This window comes from Sphingomonas citri (assembly GCF_019429485.1).
GTDB classification, from domain to species: domain Bacteria; phylum Pseudomonadota; class Alphaproteobacteria; order Sphingomonadales; family Sphingomonadaceae; genus Sphingomonas; species Sphingomonas citri.
Map to the genome: position 1 here is coordinate 365,074 of NZ_JAHXZN010000002.1, position 18,294 is coordinate 383,367.

General features: G+C 70.5%; 10 protein-coding genes. 3 read left to right on the forward strand and 7 right to left on the reverse strand.

The genetic code is table 11. From position 1 onward, the window contains the following. Positions 1 to 47: 47 nt before the first annotated feature. The 5 genes from KZ820_RS09800 to KZ820_RS09820 all read right to left on the reverse strand — a co-directional run bounded on the left by KZ820_RS09800 (position 48) and on the right by KZ820_RS09820 (position 10,308). Entirely contained in the window at positions 48 to 2,333 is a 2,286-nt protein-coding gene (locus KZ820_RS09800) for a TonB-dependent receptor (protein ID WP_219748433.1), read from the reverse strand. A 207-nt stretch (positions 2,334 to 2,540) separates the two neighbouring features. Continuing rightward, positions 2,541 to 3,026, reverse strand: a complete 486-nt coding sequence (locus KZ820_RS09805) for a DUF4142 domain-containing protein (protein ID WP_219748434.1) — start codon at positions 3,024 to 3,026, stop codon at positions 2,541 to 2,543. An 11-nt stretch (positions 3,027 to 3,037) separates the two neighbouring features. Continuing rightward, positions 3,038 to 3,985, reverse strand: a complete 948-nt coding sequence (locus tag KZ820_RS09810) for an alpha/beta hydrolase (RefSeq protein WP_258048006.1) — start codon at positions 3,983 to 3,985, stop codon at positions 3,038 to 3,040. Between the two features lie 225 nt (positions 3,986 to 4,210). Beyond that, positions 4,211 to 8,320, reverse strand: a complete 4,110-nt coding sequence (locus tag KZ820_RS09815; protein ID WP_308462192.1) for a translocation/assembly module TamB domain-containing protein — start codon at positions 8,318 to 8,320, stop codon at positions 4,211 to 4,213. 5 nt (positions 8,321 to 8,325) lie between these two features. Next, complete coding sequence (locus KZ820_RS09820) at positions 8,326 to 10,308, reverse strand: autotransporter assembly complex protein TamA (RefSeq protein WP_219748436.1); 1,983 nt, start codon at positions 10,306 to 10,308, stop codon at positions 8,326 to 8,328. Between the two features lie 128 nt (positions 10,309 to 10,436). Here KZ820_RS09820 and KZ820_RS09825 point away from each other — a divergent pair, with 128 nt between their 5' ends. After that, positions 10,437 to 10,601 carry a hypothetical protein gene (locus KZ820_RS09825; RefSeq protein WP_219748437.1) on the forward strand — a complete coding sequence of 55 codons (165 nt, stop codon included), beginning with the start codon at positions 10,437 to 10,439 and terminating at the stop codon, positions 10,599 to 10,601. Between the two features lie 216 nt (positions 10,602 to 10,817). Further along, positions 10,818 to 13,496, forward strand: coding sequence for a TonB-dependent receptor (locus KZ820_RS09830; protein ID WP_219748438.1), 2,679 nt, complete (start codon positions 10,818 to 10,820; stop codon positions 13,494 to 13,496). A 148-nt stretch (positions 13,497 to 13,644) separates the two neighbouring features. Here KZ820_RS09830 and KZ820_RS09835 read toward each other — a convergent pair whose 3' ends face one another. Both KZ820_RS09835 and KZ820_RS09840 read right to left on the reverse strand, forming a co-directional pair. Then, on the reverse strand, positions 13,645 to 16,575 hold the full coding sequence (locus tag KZ820_RS09835) for a TonB-dependent receptor (RefSeq protein ID WP_258048010.1): 2,931 nt from the start codon (positions 16,573 to 16,575) through the stop codon (positions 13,645 to 13,647). A 149-nt stretch (positions 16,576 to 16,724) separates the two neighbouring features. Next, on the reverse strand, positions 16,725 to 17,741 hold the full coding sequence (locus KZ820_RS09840; RefSeq protein ID WP_219748439.1) for a type VI immunity family protein: 1,017 nt from the start codon (positions 17,739 to 17,741) through the stop codon (positions 16,725 to 16,727). A 125-nt stretch (positions 17,742 to 17,866) separates the two neighbouring features. Here KZ820_RS09840 and KZ820_RS09845 point away from each other — a divergent pair, with 125 nt between their 5' ends. Then, positions 17,867 to 18,136 carry a hypothetical protein gene (locus KZ820_RS09845; protein ID WP_183924640.1) on the forward strand — a complete coding sequence of 90 codons (270 nt, stop codon included), beginning with the start codon at positions 17,867 to 17,869 and terminating at the stop codon, positions 18,134 to 18,136. Positions 18,137 to 18,294: the final 158 nt, after the last annotated feature.

Sequence of the window (18,294 nt, forward strand, 5' to 3'; positions counted from 1 at the left end):
CGCGCCGGGATCGCCGCGAGCACGTTGCCTTCAGGATGGTTCAGACGTCAGAAGCTGAGCCCCACGCGAATCCCGCCGAAGCGTCGGAAGTCGCGCGGCAGCAGCGCCGCGGTGGCGACCTGGCCGCCGAAGTTGTTCGCGTTGTTGACAAGTGACGTATAATGCCGCTGGTCGAAGACGTTGTCGACGAAGACGGCGGCGTCCCAGTGGCGATCCGCGTCGCGCAGCCCCAGACTGATGTTGGCGATGTGATAGGCGCGCTGCCACAGCTCAGGATCGCGCGGCGCGTACGACATCGCGCCCTGATATTGCCACGCCGCCTGCATCACTGCGCGATAATGCTGGCCGAGCTCGGGTGCATATTCGGCGGACGCGTCGAGCCGCCAGGTCGGCGCCTGCGGCAGACGCTCGCCCGACAAGTCCTGCCGCGCCGGCGAACCGACACAGCCCTGCGCGACCGTCTGCAGCGGGAAGCAGGGCGCGGAGGAGAAGGAGAGATAGCGGGCGCGCAGGTAGGTGGCGTTGGCGGCGAGGGTGAGATCGCCGGTCGGCCGTGCCGCGCTCTCCACCTCCACGCCGCGCGTGACCAGTCGGCCGACATTGGTCAGGCGATTGCGATAGCTGCCGTCCGCATAGAATTCGACCGTCTGCGCCTGCAGGTCGCGGTAATGCGTGCCGAAGAAGGTGAGGTTGGTGGTGAGGCGCCGATCGAACCACTGGCTGCGAACGCCGATCTCCTTGTCGCGCGACCGTTCCGGGCGGATCGGTCCGCCATCGGCCCGTTTCTGGTCGAAGCCGGTGGTGAGGTCATAGGCCTGGCCCTTGTAGCCGGTCGCATAGGTGGTGAAGAGCATGAGGTCGCGCGTCGCCTGATAGGTCAGGCCGAGCCGGTAGGTCGCCGCGTCGTCGCTGTCATGGCCGGCGTAATGGTGCGTGGCCTGCGGGTCACGCTGGGCGACGAGCAGGTCGTCGAACGTGTAGCGGACGCGCTCGTTCTGGACGCGACCGCCGACGGTAGCGGTGAGCGAGGGCACGAATTCCCAGTCCAGCTGCCCGAAACCGGCGATCTGGCGCGAGCCGGCGGTCGCGTGGAGATGGGAGAGAGCGAAGCCCGGGCCGCGCTCGAACGGTCGCTCGAAGCGGGTGTCGGCATAATAGAGGCCGAGCGCGTAGCGGAAGGCGGAGTCGCCGGGCGAGAGGATCCGCACCTCCTGCGTGAACAGTCGCGACCCGAAGCGCCCGATCTCGCGCGCGTTGCCCAGGGGCGCGGACGAGGCGGTATCGTCGAAGTCGAGATAATCGTAGAGCTTGAAACGATCATAGTTGGTCAGGCTCAGGAAATTGAGCTTGCCGAGATCCCATTCGCTGCGCAGCAAAGCGCCGCTGCCGTGATAGTCGGTGCCCGATCGGGCGTTGTACGCGACCGACTGGTTATCGGCTCCGGCCTCGACCCCGGGTAGGACCACCGCCGGGGTGAGCGCGGGATCGCTGCGCAGTCGAGCCGCGGGATCCAGGCGGACGAAGGGTCGGCCGAAGGCCGTGCTGCCCTCGGCATGATTGCCGGAGAGCGTGAAGGTGAGGTCCGGTGTCGCGCGCCAGCGCAGCTTGCCGCGGGTCGTGATCGTGTCGCGCCCGCCGATGCGCTTGCCCCTGACGGTGTCGCGGAGGTTGCCGTCCCAGTGCGTGAAGCCGCCGGTGACGACATAGCCCAGCGTGTCGGTCAGCGGTCCGGTGATGCTGAGCTGCTCGGCGAACTCGTGATCATCGGTGAGGCGCGCGTTGGCGCGGACGTGCAGGTCGTTCGTCGGCTGCGTCGTCATGATCTTGATAAGGCCCGCCGAGGCCGCCTTGCCGTAGAGCGTGCTCTGCGGCCCCCGCAGCACTTCGATCATCGCGACGTCGGGTAGATCGCCGATGGCACGCGCGAGAAAGGCGACCGGCGCGCCGTCCACCGTGACGGCGACGCTCGACTCCACGCCGATCGCATAGGCGAAGGTGCCGACGCCGCGGATCGAGACGTTGGTGTTGACCGGCTGGTTGGCGGGACGGACGACGAGCGAGGGCATCACCCGCTCCAGTTCCTGGAAATGGTGGACACCCTGCGCTTCCAGCTGCGCGGGATTGACGACCTGGACCGCCAGCGGCACGTCCTGGATGTTCTCGAAGCGCTTCTGCGCCGTGGTGGTGACGACGACCTCGCCGTCCGGTCCCTCGGTGACGATGCCCGGAAGGGGGGCTTGGCTCGATGCCTGGGCGTGCGCCTGGCCGATGCTCAGCGCGGTCGCGGCGACGGCGATCAGATATTGGCCGGCGCTCGAAACCCTGATGTGCATGTGCCCTCCCCTGATCGCGTGCGGACCTGAGAGCTTTGTAGAGGTTCGACGCGCGCGCCCGTCGAAGGAGGACGCTTTTATCGAGCGCGCGAGGCCGCGACGGCGAGCGGCGATCGGCGTGTGGACGAAGCACCGTGCGCCCCGAGCGGATCAAGCCTTACCGGTCTCGACCCCCCGGCGCGGCGCGGGCGATCGGCGGGCGGCCCGTCACATCGCCTTCAGCGCCTCCGCGTGGCGTGCCACCATTGCCGCATTGCGCGCCGCTGCCGCCTTCAGCGCCGCCGCGCCGCCACCCGCGGCATAGGCCTGGTGCAGCGACAGCGCGCGCGCGTGCGCGGCGCGCTGCTGCGCGACATAGGTGGCGTCGCGTGCCAGGCCGGTCTCGGCCCGCAGCTCAGCGATCAGCTCGGTCTGGAGCGGGCTGATCGCCGTCGCGGGCACGCGCACCCTGGCGCGCGCCGCCGCCGCGCGCAGCGTCGCGCTGCCACGCGCGTGATCGGCCAGCATCATGCGGGCGAACTCGCGCACCTTCGCGTCGGTGGTGGACTCGAGCACCATCTGGCTCGCCGCGCGTTCGTACAGGTCGGCCGCGCCCGCCGCCTCGAGGTAGCGCGCGGCCGACATCGCCTGCGCTCCCGCGGGAGCGGCCGTAACCGCAGCGGCTATCGTCAACAGCCCGGCGGTCAAGCGCATCGTCCCTCTCCTCACAGGCCGAACGCCGACTTGAGCCGCGCCACCGCGTAGAGCTCGGCGTCATAGGCGCCGCGCACCAGCCGGCCCATGCCGAAGAACTCGTGGGTCACCCCGTTGTACGTCCGCTGCTGCACGCTCACGCCGGCGCCGCGCAGCGCCTGGGCGAGCGTCTCACCGTCGGAGCGCAGCGGGTCGATCTGAGCGTTGACGATCGTCACCGGCGGCAGGCCGCGCAGGTCGGCCTTCACCAGGTTGAGCCGCGGGTCGGCGGCGTCTCCGGCGTTCGCGCCATGATAATGCGCGAACCAGCCGAGCATGGCGGTGTCGAGTGGAGTCGCGCCCGCGGAGTCGCGCCGGGACGGCAGCGCGGGGTCGCTGTTGGCGATCGGGTAGATCGCGAGCACGTGCGCCGGCCGCGCCAGCGCATGGTCGCGCGCGGAGATCGCGGTGTTGAGCGCGAGATTGCCGCCCGCGCCCTCGCCCGCCAGCGCCACGCGCGCCGGGTCCGCCCCCCAGGCGGCGGCGTGCTGCACCGCCCAGCCATAGGCCGCGGCGGCGTCGTCGTGCTGCGCCGGGAAGCGGAACTCGGGCGCGCGGCGATATTCGACCGAGACCACGATCGCATTGAGCTGCTTGGCGAGCAGCCGCGGAGTCGCGTCATAGGCGGTGAGATCCGCCAGCACCCAGCCGCCGCCGTGATAATAGACCAGCAGCGGCAGCGGCGCGCCCGTTCCCGCCGCCGCACCCGGCCGGTAGAGGCGTGCATATTGCATGGGGTCGGTGCCGTAGGCGAGGTCCTGCGTCGTCACCGTCGCGTCGGGCGCGACCGACATGCCCGACTTTCGGATCGCGGCATTGTACGCGTCCGCCGCCGTGGGCTCGAGCCGCGCCTCGACCGGTGTTAGCGTCGCGATCGGTCGAGCGCCGAGCAGCGGCAACTGCTCCAGCACGCCTCGCATGTCGTCCGCAACGGCTGGCGCTGGCCCGGCCGCGGTGGGCGGGGGAGGCGGCGCATCGTTGAGCGCGGCCGGCGATTGTGCCGCCGCGCCGACACCCCATGCCAGCGCGGCCGCCGCGGCCGCACACCATCCCCGTCGCATCCCTGCCCCCTCACGCTCACTCGCGCCGCAGCGCCTCAACCCCTGTATTCGCCGGCCCGTTCCGGCCGTGAAACGCGACCCAGGTCAATAATCGCGCGACACCCGCACGTTGGCACTTTGCCGCCCCAGCGTCGAGATCGACGACAGCAGCGACAGCCAGCGCGTCACCTGAAACTCGACCCGCGTCGCCGAATAGCCGGCGCCGTCGGTGATGATCTCGGCGTAAATGCGGCGTGTCACATATTTGCCCGCCGCGATCGACGTGCCCTGACCGGTCTGCGGGTCGGCGGGCAGGATGCGCAGCCGGTCCAGCCCGGCGGCGCGGCGCACCGCGTTGATCGGGTTGAGCCCGCCGCCGCCGTCCTGCAGCGCCGCCACCGCGGCCGCCAGCTGGAGCGCCTCGGGCGCGGAGAGGTTGGTGATCGAGGTGCCGAACAGCAGCCGCGACAGCAGCTCGTCCTGCGGCAGCGCGGGCGTGCTGGTGAAGCTGATCTCGGGCTTGAGCGCGACGCCGGTGACCCGGATCGTCGCGTTGAGCCCGGTGGTGTTGGCGCTCGCCTCGATGTCGAGGGCGGGGTTGGCGGGCACCTCGCCGGCGAAGCGGATGATCCCGCGCGACAGCTCGAACTCGCGCCCGGCGAACTCATAGTCGCCGCGCACCAGATCGGCGCGGCCGGTCAGCGCCGGGTCGGTCGGCGTGCCCGCGATCTGTACCTGCGCGGTCCACTCGCTCGACAGGCCGAGACCGGTGACCATCAGTCCGTTGCGCGCACGCGCGCGGACGTCGAGCCGCCACGGTGCCGCCACCTCGTCGTCGGCATTGTCGCCGCCGGGCACGTTGATCTCGCGCACCGCGACCTGCGGCAGCGCGCTCGCGACCGTGGCCTGGCCGAACTTGTAGCGGCTGGTGTCGAGCCGCACGTCCCCGCCGATCACGCCGCCATCGCCGTCGGAGCGGAAGGTGATCGGCCCGGTGACGGTCGCGCCGATGTCGTCGCGGTCGATCAGCACGGCGTGATCGGCGTCGACGCGCAGGTCAAGCGCGACGCCGGTCGAGCGCAGGTCGAACCAGCCGCCGCCCGACACCTTGCCGCCGCGGGCGGTGTCCCCGGTGAAGCGGTCGAGCTGGAGCCGGGAGCCGCTGAAGCGCCCGCTCGCCGCGACGTTGGTGATCGAGGTGCCGGTGGTCGCGCTCTGTATCCGCGCGCCGGCGGCGCGAACCACGCCGCGCAGCTGCGGCGCCTGGGTGGTGCCGGAGACGTCGGCGGCGAAGGCGACCGGGCCGGTCAGGTCGAACAGCTCGATCCGGGTGAGCCGCCACAAGGTATCGGCCGGGCCGCTGTAGCGCACCTGCGCGAACAGCCCGGCGCGCGACAGCCGCTCGACCAGGCTGCCGCTGCCGAGCGGCTTGAGCTGCGCCTGCGCGCGACCGACGATCTTGCCCGCCGACTGCATCACCACACGAGCGCCGGCATGATCGGGCGCGAGCACCGCCGCCAGCCCCATGTCGACCGGCGTGGACGAGGTCACCAGCCCCGATCGGGTCAGCCCGCGCACGGTGAGGTCGGCGCGCCCGGTCGGCGCCGCGCCCGCGCGGGCGTCGAGCCGCAGCGAGCCGCTCGCGCTGCCGCCGAGCCCGAGTCCGCTATAGCCTATGTCGAGCACTGCCAGCGGCAGGTTGGCGAGCGTGGCGCGGACGCTCGTGTCGTCGTCGCCCAGCCGGCCCGACACCTCGGCCGAGCCGCCCGCGAAGCTCAGCCTGGTCGGCGCGAGCGTCCAGGCGTCGCCGTCGCGGCGCAGCACCGCGGGCGTGTCGAGCCGGATCGGGCGCTGGCCGATGCTGCCGCTGGCGCGCACGGTATAGCCGTCGGGCGTCACCGCGGTGACGGTCTGGACGCGGAAGCCGACCCCGCGCGAGCCAGCGATCGCGGCGCGGATCTCGCCGGTCTCCCCCGCCAGCGCGACCGTGCCGTCGAAGCGCGACACCGAGAGCGCGCCGTGGCGCAGCCCCGCGCCGCGCGCGGTGGCGTCCAGCTTGGTGCCGGCGGGATCGAGCAGCGCGGTGAACTGAAGCCGCGCCACGCGCACGGAGGCGAAGGCACCGATGCGGGCGTTGCGCGCCTGGAGTTCCGCGGCGATGCGCTGGACCTCGCCGACGGGCGCGAGGTCCAGCGCGCCGCTCCAGCCGCCGCCGTTCACGTTCAGGCGCCCGCGGAAGCCGCCGTCGACGATGTCGAGCGCGCCGGTCGCGCGCGTGCCGCTGACGTCGAGCCGCTCGACGAGGATGCGCGACTGGCCATCGCCCGGCGGCAGCACGATCTGTCCCGCGCCCGCGAAGTCGCCGAGCCGCGATCCGCCCGCGGCGGTGAAGGCGAAGCCCTGCGCGGTGGGATCGAGGTGCGCGCGCACCGCGGCGAGCCCCAGCGTCGCGTTGGGGTGCGCGAAGACGAGATCGAGCGTCGGCCGCTCGATCCTGCCGTCCAGACGCAGCGTCACGGGGCCGTAGGTGCCCTGCGTCCCCGCGCCCTCGAAGAAGAAGGTGCCGTCGCGGCGACGATAGCCGTTCCCCGCGAACCGCAGCGTCGGCGCGGTGAGCACCAGCCGGGTGAAGTGGAGGATCCCGTCCGGGGTGCGCTCCAGCTCGGTCTCGATTCGCGGAAGGCCGCCGGTGAGCGAGCGGAAGAAAGCGTTGTCGAGCCGCAGCACGCGCGCGGTGCCGCGCCCGACCACGCGCGTGCCGTGACCGTTCGGCCCCGGCACCGCCTGGAGTCGCGAGTCGACCTGCACCAGCCCGATACCGGGGATGAGATAGCGCCCGAGCCCGCCGCTCAGCGCGACGTCATAGCGCCCGGTACGCAGGTCGAGCCGGAGCCCGATCTCGCCGGCGAGCTGGTCCGAGTGCAGCCGCAGCCGGTCGCCGGCGACCTGGGTGGCGGTGACCTTGAGCAGGCCGTCGACGCTGAGGTTGCGCAGGATGCCGCCGGCGACGTCGCCGACGCCGGTGACGCGCGCCGCGGTGAAGCGCGCCGGCACCAGCACCGGGGTCTTCGACCATCGCCCGCGCCCCGCCGCGCGCGCCTGCTCGAAGCCGGTATCGTCGAACGCGAAGCGGTCGGCGGAGAGGCGATAGTCGAAGGAGAAGGTCCGGAAATTGCCGTCGAGGATGGCGCGCAGTCGCATGTCGCGCGCGGTCATGTTGCGGAACAGCGCCGCCGGGCGCAGCAGCCGTGCGCTGACGCGCACGTTGCGGAACGCGCTGGCGGCGAGGTCGACCATCCCCTCGACTTGGGCGGCGATCGCGGGTGAGCGCAGCGCCAGCGCGCCGTCGAGGCGGCGGTCGGCGAAGGTGGCATGCCCATCGACCGCGACGCGCGGTGCGGTGAGCGACTGGAGCTTGCCGCCGGTCACCGCGCTCGGCGCCACCGTGCCGATCAGCCGGTAGCGCCCGTCGCGATTGGCGAGCGCGAGGTCGATCACGCGCGCCGCGCCGGCCTGCGCCACCGCCCGCCCGTCCCAGCGGTGCCAGTCGCCGTCCCCCGCGACGTCGAGCGCGAGCGCGCGGTTGAGCCCGGTCAGCTTCGCCAGCACGCCGCGCGCGGTGCCGCGCGCGCGCGCCTCCAGGTCGAAGCGGCCCGCGTCGGGGCGCGAGTCGAGCCGCAGGTCGAGCGAGTCGCTGCCCTGCACCAGCGCGGCAAGGTCGACCAAGGCGTGCCCGTCGCGGATGTCGGCGCGCCCGCGCAACCGGCCGTAGCGCACCACGCCGGTGACCCGCGGCGCCACGATCAGCCGGTCGACCGCGAGCCGCCGGATGGCGATGTCGAACCTGGGCAGCAGCGGCCCGCTGCGGCCGGTGTCGCGCGGCTCGGGCAGCTTGGCGAGCGTCGCGCTGGCGATATCGAGCGAGGTGATGTCGAGGCGATTGTGCCACCAGGCGAGCGGCGACCAGTCGAGCCGCGCGCGCGGCACGGTCAGCACGAGCCCCTTGGGATCGTACAGCCGGACGTCGACCAGCTCGGCGCGCCCGTACAGCGAGCCCTCGATCCGTCCGATGCGGAAGCGCAGTCCGTTGTCGGGGCGCAGCGCGTTGACCCGGTCGGCGACGAAGCGGTGCCCCACGCCGGTGTCGAGCACGAACACGACGAGCAGCGCCAGCGCGACCAGCCCCGCCAGCGCCAGCCCGAGATAGCGCAGCACGCGGCTCAAAAGGCCTGCCCCAGCGAGACGTAGACCGCGAGCCGGCTGTCGCCCTTCTGCGGGTTGATCGGGGTGCCGAGATCGACGCGGATCGGCCCGAAGTTCGAGTAATAGCGCACCCCGATCCCGGCGCCGTAGCGGAAGCCGGTGAGGTCGGGCAGCCCGCCGGTGTAGATGTTGCCACCGTCGAAGAAGGGCACCACGCCGAAATTGCCGAACGCCCTGATCCGCGCCTCGAGCGCGAACTCGGCCAGGCTGCGCCCGCCGATCGGATCGTTGTTGGGGTCGCGCGGACCGATCGACTGAAAGCCGTAGCCGCGCACCGAGGCGCCGCCGCCGGCGTAGAAGCGCCGCGACGGCGCGATCTGGTCGCGCGGCGCGCCCAGGATCGTCCCCGCGCGCACGCGGCCCGCCAGCACCGTCCCCTTGGTGACCGGCTGGTACGCGCTCGCGTCGAGCTGGACCCGCGTGTAGCCGAAGGCGCGGTTCTGCAGCGACAGCTCGGGGCTCACCCGCCCGGCGAGGCGGAAGCCGCGCGTCGGGTTGAGCAGGTCGTCCGACCCGTCATAGCCCAGGCTGGTCGGCAGCGCGCCGATCAGGAAGGTGCGGCGGCGCGGCTCGCCGGTGGAGAGGATCACGTCGCGCTCGTCCGAGGCGACCAGCTCGGCGCCGAGCGACCAGGTCCAGGTCTTCTGGAAGAAGATATTGGTCTGCCGCTCCAACGCCGCGGACAACGACAGCGTGTTGGCCTCATAGGCGTCGCGCAGCAGGTGCGCCGCGGCGAACTGCGCGGTGAGCACACGATCGCGCGCGTGGAAATTGTTGCGGCGGAAGGTGACCTGGCCGAGCTGCTCGCGCGTGCCGGCGACGCCGCGCAGCGTCACCGCCCCCTCGGGTGGGAACAGGTTGCGGTGGGTCCAGCTCACCTCCGAGCGCGCGCCCTCGCCGGTGCCATAGCCGAGCTCGACCGCGACGGTGCGCGGCGGCGCCGGCTCGAGCCGCACCGCCACGTCGACCACCGACGGGTCGTCGGCCGCGACCGCGCGCACGTCCGCGGTGGAGACGAGCCCGGTCTGCACCAAGGCGCGGCGCAGGTCGTCGAGCTGCGACGCCTCGTACGAGTCGCCGCTCTTGAAGCGCGCTATATCGGCGACGTGCGCGGCGTCGAACACGCGATTGTCGGGGTTGGCGGTGATACGCCCGAACCGCCGCGCGGTGCCCGGCGTTACCTCGACCGACACGGTCGCGCTCTGCGCGGCGCGGTCGACCACCACCTGCGGGTCGCCGATCCGCGCGAAGGCGAAGCCCTCCTCCCCCGCGCGCGTGCGCAGGTTGGCCTCGGCCGCGGCGATGGCGTCGCTGTTGACCGGGTCCTCGGGGCGGACCGCGAAGGCGTCGCGAAGCGTCTGCGCCTTCGCGCCCGCGGCCTCGACGCCCGCGAGCGTCACGCCGGCGAAGCGGTAGAGCGTGCCCGGCGTCGCCACCAGCACCACCACGGGGCGCTTCTCGGCGCGCTCGAAGCGTGTCGCCACCGCGGCATCGTAGAAGCCCTCGCCCTTCAGCAGGGTGAGCAGCAGCTCGGCGTCCTGCCGCGCGCGGCGGTCGAGCTGCGCCGGATTGGCTTCCTTCCCCTCGTTGCCGGCGAGCACCGACAGTTCCTGGAAGCGCTGGCGCAGCAGCGGCGTGCCCGCGGCGTCGAGCCCGTCGATGCGCCAGGCGTAGCGCGTGGTGGCGCCGATCTGCGCGCGCTCGGCCACCGGCGCGGCGGGGGCGGCGCTGAGATCGGGCCAGTCGACGCCGATGTCGGGCAAGGCCGCGAGCGGTGCGGTCGGGTCGACGTCGTCGAGCGCACCGGCGCCGGTGTCGGTCTGAGATGGAGACGGCGACGCGGCCGCCGGCGCCTGCTGGGCGCGCGCCGGTACAGCTCCTGTCATCACGCCGACCACGGCGCAGACCAGCGCGCCGCGCCGCCCCACGTCCGGCCTCATCCGCTCCGTCTAGCCGCCGCAGGTGGAGAGAAGAAGGGGGGAAAACCGACCGATCGCGGCCGGGATCGCGCGTCCGGCACGGTCGGTCGCGGCTGGCGTGCGCGGCGAGGGCGTGGCAGAGCGCGTCGATGCCCCCTTCCCGCTCCCCGCTCGCCGGCGGTTTCCCCATCGCCGCCCTGATCCTTGGCGGCACGATCCTCGGTCTGATGGCCGGCGAGCCGACGATCGGCTTCCTCGTCGGCTTGGCGCTGGGCGTCGCGATCGCTCTGTGGGTCTGGTGGCGCGACCGCTAGGCGACCACCTCGACCTACCCGCCGTGTTCCTGCGCTAGCGCGAGCAGAAGCGGGACCGCGCCTCTCGGTTGCACCGAGCTAGCCGAAATAGCGATATCGCGCCGGAAAGTACGCGGTCGTAACGAAAACGTCGCGAAAACGTCGCGGCGTTTACATCGAGCCCCCCTAGCGGCCCGCGCCGAGACGGCACTCATGCCGCTTTGGGGGTAATCGATCATGCTATCCTATGTCGGCCTGCTGCGGGCGTCGGCCGCGCTCGTCACCATCGCCGCGCTATCCGGGACCGCGAGCGCACAGACCGTTGCGCCGGCCGCTGCCGCCACGCAGGCGAGCGACTCCGCCGCCGACCAACCCGGCGAGGACATTGTCGTCAACGGCACCTATGCGCGCAGCATCGACGCCGCGGTCGAGACCAAACGCCGCGCCGCCTACGGCGTCGACTCGATCAGCTCGACGGACATCGGCAAGTTCCCGACGCAGAACGTCGCCGAGGCGCTCCAGCTGATCCCGGGCGTGGCGATCACGCGCCCGCGCGGCGAGGGGCTGTACGTCAGCGTCCGCGGGCTCGGGCCGCAGTTCCAGAACACGCTGATGAACGGGCGCACCGTCGCGCTCAACGACCTCATCGAGAACGGCGGCGCCAACGGACGCCAGTTCCGCTTCGAGATGCTGCCGGCCGAGTTCACCTCGCGCATCGACGTGGTGAAGACGCCCACCGCCGACATGAGCGAGGGCGCATTGGGCGGCAACATCGACGTGACCACCTTCCGCCCGCTCGAGGTCGGCAACAAGACCACGCTCAACCTGCGCGGCACCTACACCACGCAGGCCGAGAAGGTGCGCCCCAACGCGACGTTGCTGACCAGCGCTACCACCGACGACGGCACCTTCGGTCTGCTGGCGGGGGCGCAATATTGGGCCAAATCGGTGCGCAACGACCGCTTCATGGGGTTCGGGTGGATCGCGGACCGCTATGCCACCACCGCGACCGGAGGCCTGCCCAAGGGGCTCTACTCGCCGACGCGCACGCGGCCGACGGTCGAGACCGAGGATCGCGAGCGCGTGTCGGGGATGATCTCGGCGCAGTGGCGTCCGTCCGCCGAGCTGGAGACCGTCGTGGACGTGGTCGCGACCCGGCTCGACGTCGCCTACGACGAGTTCGGCCTCGACATCTATCCGGACGACGGCAAGGGCACCTACAATCCCTCGGGGTCGTCGATCGTCCCCGGCTCGGTCGTCACCGACGGCGACACGATCACCAGGGCGACGATCAACAACGTCCGCTTCATGGCGTCGCGCGAATATAGCCTCAACCGCCACGACCTGCTGACGGTCGGGCTCAAGCAGCGCTGGAACCCCGATCGCTGGCATCTGTCGGCCGACGTCAACTGGTCGGCGGCGCACAGCTATCACCCCGACTATCGCGAGGGCACGGTGCGCAGCCGCGCGATCTTCATCGCCCCGCTCAGCTATGACGCGACCGGCGGCTACAAGGTACTGCCCAGCCTCACCACGCCGGTCGACGCCACCGACCCGGCGAACTACAGCCTCTACACCTTCAACATCGCGCCCAAGGACAGCAAGGACTGGGATCTCTACACGCGCGCCGACGTCGCGCGCGACCTCGACGGCTTCGTCTCCAAGCTGGCCGCGGGCGGGGAGTATCACCGGCGCCGACGCGACTATTTCCGCCGCGACTTCCTGGTCAACCCGCCCGCCGGCACGCCGCTGAGCGTGCTCGGCAGCGGCGCCTATGAGCAGCTGCCGTTCGACGACTTCCTCAAGGGCGTCCCCGGCAACGCGCCGCGCACCTTCCTCGTGCCGGTGACGAGCGCCTATCTCGACGCCTTCTTCACGCCCGCGGTGGAGAATTCGGCACTGACGCTGGCGGACCGGCGCTCGAGCTTCACCGTCACCGAGCGGATCGCGGGCGGCTATATCCGCGCCGACTATCAGTTCCCGGTCGGCGCGGTGGCGGTGAGCGGCAACGTCGGCGTGCGCTACGTCCACACCGACCAGGTCGCGAGCGGCACGCTGACCGCGGGCTCGGTCGCGACGCCGGCGAGCTTCCCGAAAACCTTCAACAACTGGCTGCCCAGCTTCAACCTGCGCGCCGATCTCACCACCAAGCTGGTCGGCCGCCTCGCCGCCAGCCGCGTGCTGACGCGCCCCAACGTCACCGACGTCGCGCCGCGTATTACCGTCTCGACCGACGCGGCGACCGCGAGCGGTGGCAACCCGCAGCTCGTCCCGTTCCTGGCGACGCAGTTCGACGGTTCGCTCGAGTGGTATTTCGCGCCCTCGGGGCTGCTGTCGGGCGCTGTCTTCTACAAGGCGCTGGACAATTACATCACGCAGAACAACGTCCAGTTTGAAATACCGGGACGCGGCAACGTCAATCTCTCCACGCAGATCAACGGCGGCGACGCCAAGGTCTACGGCGCCGAGTTCGCCTACAGCCAGGTGTTCACCTTCCTGCCCAAGCCGCTCGACGGGCTCGGCGTGCAGGCCTCGTACACGCACACCTCGGTGCAGGCGGACTATAAGGCGGGCGACCGCGAGATCCGCGACCAGCTGCTCGGCCTGTCGAAAAACAGCTTCAACCTGGTCGGCTTCTACGACATGGGGCCGGTGTCGACGCGGCTCTCCTACGTATGGCGCGACCGCTATCTCAACGGCACCGGCAGCACGGTGCAGGCGCCGAGCTATGTCGCACCGTTCGGCTCGCTCGACGGCAACTTCTCGGTCAAGGTGGCGTCGCAGCTGACGCTCAGCCTGGAGGGGATCAACCTCGCCGGTGCGCGGCAGAACACGTACAACGACAAGGAGCTGCGCTTCGGCGAGGTCAATTACTACGGGCGCACGATCCTGTTCGGCGCGCGCGCGGAGTTCTGAGCGTCAGGCTCCTCCCCGCTCGCGGGGAGGGGACCGCCGCGAAGCGGCGGTGGAGGGGGGCTCCGCAGGCGCTGCGTCTGGTGGAGAGCCCCCTCACCACCCGGCTTTGCCGGGCGGTCCCCCTCCCCGTGCCCGGGAGGATCTTGGGTCAGAACCGATAGGTCAGCCCGACGTAATAATCGGTGCCGTAGCGCTGGTAACGCCGCACCTGGCGCGGGTCGCCATTGGTGTACTGGTAGAAGGCCTGATCGGTCAGGTTCTTCGCCTGCGCCAGGATGGCCAGGCCCTGGAGCGGACCGCTCTGGAATTCATAGCCGATCTGCGCGTCGAGGATGCCCTCCGCCTTGGCGGTGTTCAGCTCCGGCGTCGCCGACAGGCCGCGCACCTCGGCGAGGAAGCTCGAGCGGTAGCGATAGGTCGTGCGCGCCTGGAAGCCCCATTTCTCGAAATAGGCGGTGCCGTTCAGCACCCACTTCGACAGGCCCGGCACCGTCTGCGTGTCCGCCGGCGCGCTGTCGTAACGCACCGCCGAGCTGGTGTAGCTGCCGCTGCCGAACAGGCCGAAGCCGTCGAGCGAGCGCGTCAGCATACGCAGCGGCAGCGACAGCGTCGCCTCGGCACCGAGGATCTCGCCGCGGCCCGAGTTCGCGGGCAGCTTGAACAGGCCGTTCTGCGCATTCTGCGCGCGCACGATCGCCTGCTGCTCGGGCGTGAGAGAGCTGAGCAGCGGCGAGAAGTCGTAGAGCACGTTGTTGTTCGGATCGACATAGTCGGTCAGCCGCTTGTAATAGCCGGTCAGCGCGACATAGCCGCCGCCCGGGAAGTACTTCTCGAACGACATGTCGATGTTGGTAGATTTGTACGGGCGCAGCTGGAAGTTGCCGCCGTCCGACGAGAAGGGGCTGTTGAGCGGGTCTGAGCCGCGCCCGACGTTGCCCGGCGTGATCGCGACGTTCTGCGAGATCCGCTCCTGGTCGAGCCGCGGGCGCACCATCGTCTGCGACGCGCCCATCTTGACGAAGCCGCTCGGGATCAGCTCGACCGACAGCGTCGCGCTCGGCAGCACGTTGGTGTATTTCGCGCCGCCCGACACCTCGGACAGCGTCACCGCGCCGGCGTTGAGCCCGGCGATGCGACCGTCCGAGCTCTGGTCGGTGTGCACCACCTGGACGCCGAGCGAGCCCTTCATCGCCTTGCCGCCGGCGGTGCCGTCGAACACCAATTTGGCATAGCCGGTCGCCACCTTCTCCTTCACGCCCCACACCTTGGCGAGGCTCTCCGGGCGGTTGTCGAACACCGGGGTGAGCAGGTCGAGCACGCCGCGCGAGTCGAGCGCGAGGATGTTGGGCACGCCGATGAAGCCGAGCGAGACCGGATCGAGCACCACGTCGCTCGGCACCGCGATCGAGGTTGTGGTGCCGCTGGCGACGGTGCAGCCGGTGCCCATGCCCGACGGGCAGTAGAAATAGGAAGTGTACTGCGCCTTCTTCTCGCGCTGCGAGTAATTGGCGCCGACCTCCCAGCCGCGGATCACGCCCAGGTCGGCGAAGTCGCCGGCCAGGCTGGCGCGCAGCGACTTGAGATCGTCGCTGAACTTGGGCCGGTTCTGGAAGCCCGCCTGCACCACCGCGGTGGTGCCGTTATAGCCCCAGCCGCCCGGGTCGGTGATGCGGATCACGTCGGTGTTGGTATAGTCGAGCGTCGGCACGATCGAGTAGATGCCGCTGTTCTGGCGCGTGATCGTGATCGTGTCGCGCTGACCGGTCCCGCCATAGCCGGTGCCGGAATAGGTCTCGATCAGCTCGTCCTGGCGGTTGGCGTGCGACCAGCTCGCGTCGACGTTGAGGTGGATCGAGTCCGACAGCTTGAGATCGTTGTTCCAGCCGAACGAATACATGTCGGCGCGGCGCTCGTTGAGGTCGTTGCGCTGCACGGTGTACTGGGGCGAGAAGGTCGCGGTCTGGACGTAGCCGTCCTGCACCGTCACCGAGCCGGGATTGGGCGCGACGTTGTATCCGAGCGGGAACTCGATCCCGCGCAGGTGCTGCGTCTCCTCGAAGTGGGTGTAGAGCGCGTCGAAGGTCGAGTGGAACGAGTCGCTCGGCTGCCACTCGATCGTGCCGACGCCACCATAGCGCTTGAGCAGGTTGGACTGGACATAGGGCTTGGCGCCGCCGAGCAGGCACGGGTTGCCGGCCGCGTCGCAGTTGACGTTGCGGTCGTTGAGCCCCGGATAGCCCCAGGCCTCGTACTTGTCGTAGTTGGTCGGCGACTCCTGCGCGGCGAGGCCGATCGAGATGCCGAGCGTGTCGCCCGCAAACTTGTCGACGAAGGTGGCGGTGGCGCGATAGCCGTAGCGCTGGCCGTCCGGGTTGCGCTTGCCGATGCCGTTCATCTGGCCGCGCGCCGAGACGACGAACAGCCGCTCCTTCTGGTCGAGCGGGCGCAGCATGCGCAGGTCCACCGTGCCCGACACGCCGGCCGCGATCAGCGACGCGTCTGCCGACTTGTAGACGTTGACGTTGCTGAAGAACTCCGAGGGGTACTGGTCGAACTCGACGCCGCGATTGTCGCCGGTGGTGACCTGCTCCCGGCCGTTGAGCAGCGTGGTCGAGAAATCGGGGCCGAGGCCGCGGATCGACAGGCTCTGGTCGCGGCCCTCGACGCGCTGCGCGGTGACGCCCGGCAGACGCGCGAGCGAGTCGGCGACCGACACGTCGGGCAGCTTGCCGATGTCCTCGGCCGAGACCGAGTCGACGATGATGGTCGAGTTGCGCTTGATCTCGGCCGACTTAGCGAGGCTGGCGCGGATGCCGGTGACGACGATCTCGTCCGCGCCCGCGTCGGTCGCGGTGGGATCGGGGTTGGCGTTGGCGTCGGGCGTGGGATCGGCCGGCGGCGCGGGCTGGTCGACCGTCGCCTTGGCGGTCGGGTTGGCGGTGGGCGCGTTCGCCTGCGGCGGCGCCTCCTGCGCCTGCGCGGCGGCGGCGACGAGCAGCAGCGCCCCGGCGAGCGCACCGCCGCTTGCGTGCGAGACGAGGCGCGTGCGCGCCGACGATATGGATGACGAGCGGTCCAAGACGATCCTCCCCTGTCCCGGCGGCCGCGTTGGTGCGACCGTGCCTGGGTTGATGCCGCCGATTAGGCCCGCGCCGGACCGCGTCACAAGAAAGCCACATACGTATTCAGCCGCCTCGGGGCGGGCTGTGGCGCGTCGGACACAGCGGCTCAGTCGAAGCGGCGGATCCAGTTCAACGTCACCTCGGCGCCGTGCGTCTCCATGGTGAACGGCGTGCGAATGACGTCGTGTCGATACTCTTCGAACCGTATCGGTCGAATGAGACGAGCGACACGGCGATAGCCGCGCGGAACGCCACCGTTCGCCGCGTCGCCCAGCGATGGCAGCGCAGCGGCGCGAACGATGACGACGCTGTCTTGATCGATCATCGCCATCTCGGGGGTGAGCGACGCTGCTATCGCCGCGGTACCGCCGAGCGCAGCGACATTGGTTGATCCCAAGATCGTCAGCCAGTTGGACGACCGCGGTCGCCGATGCGCACTAGTGAGGCGGACTTCACTGAAATAAGCGCCGACCGCATCATACTCCAGTGCCGGGTAATTTAGCAGCCAGGGGTACTGATAGGGTTCGTCCATCTCGGTGCCGGGAACAGATAAGGCGCCCAGACCCGCGGTCCCATGAACGACAGCGAGCAGCGACGACCAGCGCGCGATCATCGCGATGAACCGAGCGGGATCGGCGAAAACGATGTTGGGTGGGAAATGAACTTTGATGTTCGAGAGCCGCGCGCCGGCAGATCCATCACTCGCCAGCAAGATGAAGCGATACAAAGCGGGGTCGTCGTGCTCGGCGCGTTTGTAGCGCTTCACGGACAGGTAGAAGCTCGGTTCGATGAGGCGCCTCTGCTCGCGATAGGGCGGCGGCAGACCACCGTCGCGCCACCGTCGCGGCCAGCCGCCGTCGCCCAGATCGTAGTGAGTTACCCCGTCGGGACACAGGCTGAGATACTCCTCCAGACAGGCGAGGGCGGCGCGCCGCTTGTCAACGTCGCAGCCGCATTCGAAGTAGAGCGATGCCATGATGCCGACGCGGGAGACGATGCGATGCCGCGGGATCTTGCGCCACTTGCCATCCGCGGCGAACACCTGCCGGTGACCGAGATGGATGCCGATGCCGCGGCACTCTATGTCATCCGCAGCGCACCGCAGATCGGTCGGGAAGAGCACCGGCGGCCTCGCTGTTCACGCGTCACCCATGATTATAGGCGTACGGAGCGCACGACGACTCTTGCGCGTGGCGGAACGCGGCGGGGGCGCGCGACGTTGGCGCGCTTCAGCCGACGGAGACTGTCATGACCCGTGCCCTGCCCCGCGCCGCCTTCCTCGCCGCCCTCCCGCTCGCACTCGCGCTCGGCGCCTGCGGCAAGGGCGACCAGACGATCACGGTCGACGAGAACAACAATGTCGTCGCCAACGAGAGCCAGGCCAACGGCCTCACCGCCTCGGGTGCGGCGGGCGACGTGATGGCGACGGACAATGCCATGAGCGGCAACGGCATGATGATGGAGAACAGCGACACGCTCGGCGACCTGTCGAACGGCACGATGTCGGGCACTAAGTAGGAAGAACAGGCGGGCGACGATGCGCCCGCCGCGTGTTTGAAGCGTTCAGTTTCTGAGCGGAAGCCGGCGTCGCTGGGCGGACGTGGCGATGTTCGCAAATCCTCCCCTGCAAGGGGAGGTGGCAGCCCGTAGGGCTGACGGAGGGGTGACCCGGCCGG